This window comes from Roseateles sp., from assembly GCF_046300915.1.
Classification (GTDB): Bacteria; Pseudomonadota; Gammaproteobacteria; order Burkholderiales; family Burkholderiaceae_C; genus Kinneretia.
Map to the genome: position 1 here is coordinate 1 of NZ_JBKCLH010000116.1, position 4,131 is coordinate 4,131.

A 4,131-nucleotide genomic window follows, 5' to 3' on the forward strand; every position below is an offset into this window, starting at 1 on the left:
TGCTGACCATCACATTCGAGGGCTTGAGGTCGCGATGCACCACCAGCTGGGCATGGGCATGCTCGACCGCCTGCGCCACCCGGATCAGCAGCGCCACCCGCGAGGCCACCGTGGGGCACTCGGCCCGCACATGCTCGCCCAAATTGCGGCCTGCCACATACTCCAGCACCAGATAGGGCACGCCGTCAGCGATGCCGGCATCGAGCAAGCGAGCAATGCCGGGGTGCTTGAGCCGGGCCAGCACCGCCCGTTCGCGCGCAAAGCGCTGTGACAGAGGTGCCTGCTGCAGATCGCTGCGCAGCAGCTTGACCACGGCCTCCTGCTCGTACAAGCCGTCGGCACGCCGGGCCAACCAGACCTGACCCATGCCGCCCTCGCCGATCTTGCGCAGCAGCTGCCAGGCCCCCATGCGCTGGCCGCTGAGCGAGGGGGCTTCCGTGATTTCATCCAGCGCTGGCACCGCGCTGACGGGCGGAGCCATGGAGGCGGCGGGGAACTGGGTCTCCGCCTGCTGCATCAAGCGCTGCACCAGCTCTGCGGCCAGGGCCTCATCGCGCGCCGCCAAGGCGGCCAGCCAGGGGCCTCGCGCGGCTTCAGCCAGGCTTTGAGCCTGGCGCAGCAGCTCGTTCAGCTCGGTCTGGCGGGCGCTCTCGCCCATGTTCAGCGACGCACTTCGCCCTGCCCCAGCACCACCCACTTGAGCGAGCTCAGGCCTTCCAGGCCGACCGGACCGCGGGCATGGAGTTTGTCGGTGGAGATGCCGATCTCGGCGCCCAGACCGTACTCGAAGCCGTCGGCAAAGCGTGTGCTGGCATTGACCATGACGCTGGCCGAATCGACCTCGCGCAAAAATCGCATGGCATGGGCGTGGTTGCTGCTCAGGATGGCGTCGGTGTGATGCGAGCCATAGCGGTTGATGTGTTCGATGGCTTCATCGAGGCTGTCCACCACCTTGATGCTGAGGATGGGCGCCAGATACTCCTCGCTCCAGTCCGCCTCGGTCGCCGGCTTGATCACGGCGCCAGGGATGGGGCCGAGCAGGGCCAGGCTGCGCGAGCAGCCGCGCATCTCCACACCCTTCTCGGCCAGCACGGCGCCGATATGGGGCAGGAAGTCAGAGGCACTCTCGGCATGCACCAGCAGGGATTCGGTGGCATTGCAAGGGCTGTATTTCTGGGTCTTGGCATTCATGACCACGGTCAGGGCCAGGTCGAAATCCACCTCGGAATCGACATAGCAATGGCAGTTGCCGTCGAGGTGTTTGATGACGGGCACCTTGGACTCAGCGCTGATGCGCTCGATCAAGCCTTTGCCACCACGCGGGATGATCACATCCACATGCTCGGGCGCGGTGATCAGCAGGCCGACGGCGGCGCGGTCGGTGCTGGCAATCAGCTGCACGCCCTCGGGCGGCAGACCGGCTTCGCGCAGCGCTGCCGCGACCAACTCGGCCAGGGCCAGATTGGAATGAATCGCCTCCGAGCCGCCGCGCAGGATGCAGGCATTGCCGCTCTTGATCGCCAGCGAGGCGGCCTCGATGGTCACATTGGGCCGGCTCTCGTAAATCATGCCGAACACGCCCAGCGGCACGCGCATCTGCCCCACGCTGATGCCGGTGGGGCGGCGCTTCACGCCGTTGATCTCGCCAATGGGGTCAGGCATTGCGGCCAGCTGCTCGCAGCCTTCGGCCACGGTGGCGATCACCGCTGGCGTCAGCTTCAGGCGGTCGCGCATTGGCGCGTCCAGGCCGCTGGCGGCGGCCAGATCGCGCGCATTGGCTTCGGCCAGCGCCGGCCCCTGCTCGCGCAGGCGGCGCGCCAATGCCAGCAAGGCCTTGTTCTTGGCCAAGGTGCTGGCCGCGGCCATGCGGACCGAAGCGGCGCGGGCGGCCTGGCCCACGCCGTTCATGTAGGCGTCGAGATCGGTTGTGCTACTCATGATGAACGGCATTCTCGCTGATCGGGCTGCGGGGCCCTTTGGGTGGGCGGCAGCGCGTCTGATGCCCGGCTGTCTACGAGCCATGACGCCTCGTGGGGCACATCAAGCCGAGACCCACAGCCTGCGTCGCCACGCAGCCAGGTAGCTTGGAGTGAGCCTGCGAACTCCAACATCATCGCCAGGAGCCGCCCATGCGAGGACGCCGCCAGCGACACCCGGAGCGAGGTGCGTGCGGCTTTAAGCGGAGTCGGGGAAGGTTGATCTCCGATGCGCCTTGGCGTTGGAGTTCAAGCTGTTCAATTAATGCTACCGGGTCTTGCCCTGAGTAGCTTTCGCCGAATGCGCCAAAGCACAACAGACAGCAAGGCGGACGCAAGAGAAAGTCCCAGAGATGAAGCATAGAGACCCGCAACAGAGTCAACTGTGCTTTCCTTGCGCCATGAGATGAAGTACTCCGTCCATTCTCCGCGCCAGACAGACAGGGCATAGCCATCGGGTGGCATGGGACCGAACCTAACTGCCACCGCTGAAGGAATCATGTTCGGGCTTGAGAGTAGCTCCATGTTCTTCACCCAGTTTGACCCTCCTGCTTTCCACGCGTCAAAGGTCGCGCCACTGGGCATTTGTCCGTCTCGAGCCGACATCTTTTCGACGAAATCAGATGCCTCCCGGAAGGCACTGTCGATTGCTTTTCCATTCTCGATCGTCTTCGGCACGAGGGTGAAAGTACCGAGTAGGAGTAGCGCGAAGAGTGTTGTGATTCCGGTTGCTGCGTACAGCAAGGCATTCACTATGTCGGGAGTGCGCGGCATGGGTAGCTTGATGAGGCCTAACGATGCTGCCACTAACACGGCTGCGTCACATGGCGGGCGATTGAAGAGCGTTGATTTGATAGTTTCCATTGTGCGCGTCTTTACCGCGCATCGATCTCTGCCAAACCCGCATTGATTGCATCAGCAGGCCTTGGCACAGTCACCCGAATCTCTGGCCAACAGGCTCCAGTCCACCGCCTCAGCGCAGCCACACCGCCGTCACCGCCAAACTCAACAAGGTCACCGGCACTCCCGTGCGCGCATGCCTTTGCCAGTCGATCACGATGCCGCTGCGGCGCGCGGCGTCGATCACGATGATGTTGGCGATGGAGCCGACGATCAGCAGGTTGCCGGCCAGCGTCGAGACCAGCGCCAGCGTCACGCCGCCCTGCGGCACGCCCTGGGCGGCGGGCAGCAGCAGCATCACGGCCGGCACGTTGGAGACCAGGTTGGACAGGCCCAGCGTGGCGATGAACAGCGTCAGCGGCTCGGCCAGTTGCACACCCTGCGCGGCCAGCCAGGCCAGGGCCTGCGGCGCCAGGCCCGTGATCTGCAGCGCATGGTTGACCACGAACAGGCCCATGAACAGCACCAGCAGCTCCCAGTCAACCAGGCCCATCATGCGGCTGGAGTGAAAGCGCCGGTTCAGCAGCAGCAGGCCGGCGCCGACCAGCGCCGCCACATCGCGCGGCCAGTCGGTCAGCAAGAACACAGCCACCAGCGCGCCGGCCACGGCCAGGCCCTTGATGGTCTGCCAGCCGTCATAGGGCGTGTCATCGCGGCGCTCGGTGGGCAGCTCGGCCGGAGCGAGCGCCGTTGCGCGGCGCAGCGGCCAGGCCAGCAGTGCCCACAACAGCAGCAGGCTCAGGCCCGCTGGCGCGGCGGCCTGGCGCAGATAGTCGGCGAAGTGCAGCTTCATCACCTCGCCGATCAGCATGTTCTGCGGGTTGCCGATCAGCGTGGCGGCCGAGCCGATATTGCTGGCACAGGCCAGCGCCAGCAGATAGGGCACCGGGTCGATGCGCCGGCGCAGGCAGGCCTCGGCCAGCAGCGGCGCCATCGCCAGGCAGACGATGTCGTTGGAGAACACCGCGGACAGCAGGGCCGCGACCGCGATCACCACCCCCAGCAAGGCCGGCGCGCCCACGCGCAGCGCGACGATGCGCCGCGTCACCGCACCATAGAAACCGCCCAGGCGCATCTGCGCCGAGATCACCATGAAGGCAAACAGCAGCACGATGGTGGGCAGATGGATGCTCTGCGCCGCCTGCTCGGGCGTCATCACGCCGGTGCCGACGATGGCAATCGCGCCCAGCAGGGCCACGCCGGTGCGGTCGAGCTGCAGGCGCGGCAGGCCGCCCAGGATCATGCCCAGGTAGAC

The 4,131-nt window shown here is 65.9% G+C and carries 4 protein-coding genes; all 4 read right to left on the minus strand.

The features are described 5' to 3' along the window. Nucleotides 1-658, minus strand: a 658-nt coding sequence (locus ACK5F2_RS08580; RefSeq protein ID WP_409864104.1) for a protein kinase domain-containing protein, incomplete at its 3' end; no start/stop codon positions are given. Between the two features lie 2 nt (nt 659-660). Next, nucleotides 661-1,908: a glutamate-5-semialdehyde dehydrogenase gene (locus ACK5F2_RS08585; RefSeq protein WP_409864107.1), complete on the minus strand. Its 1,248-nt coding sequence runs from the start codon at nt 1,906-1,908 to the stop codon at nt 661-663. Nucleotides 1,909-2,234: 326 nt separating this feature from the next. Then, complete coding sequence (locus ACK5F2_RS08590; RefSeq protein WP_409864105.1) at nt 2,235-2,840, minus strand: hypothetical protein; 606 nt, start codon at nt 2,838-2,840, stop codon at nt 2,235-2,237. 109 nt (nt 2,841-2,949) lie between these two features. Next, the coding region (locus ACK5F2_RS08595) for an anion transporter (protein WP_409864106.1) at nt 2,950-4,131 on the minus strand (1,182 nt) is incomplete at its 5' end.

What these genes read in the sequence shown, in the direction of transcription:
- ACK5F2_RS08590 (WP_409864105.1), bottom strand. Translation starts at nt 2,840, where the DNA reads ATGGAAACTATCAAATCAACGCTCTTCAATCGCCCGCCATGTGACGCA.
- ACK5F2_RS08585 (WP_409864107.1), bottom strand. Translation starts at nt 1,908, where the DNA reads ATGAACGGCGTGGGCCAGGCCGCCCGCGCCGCTTCGGTCCGCATGGCC.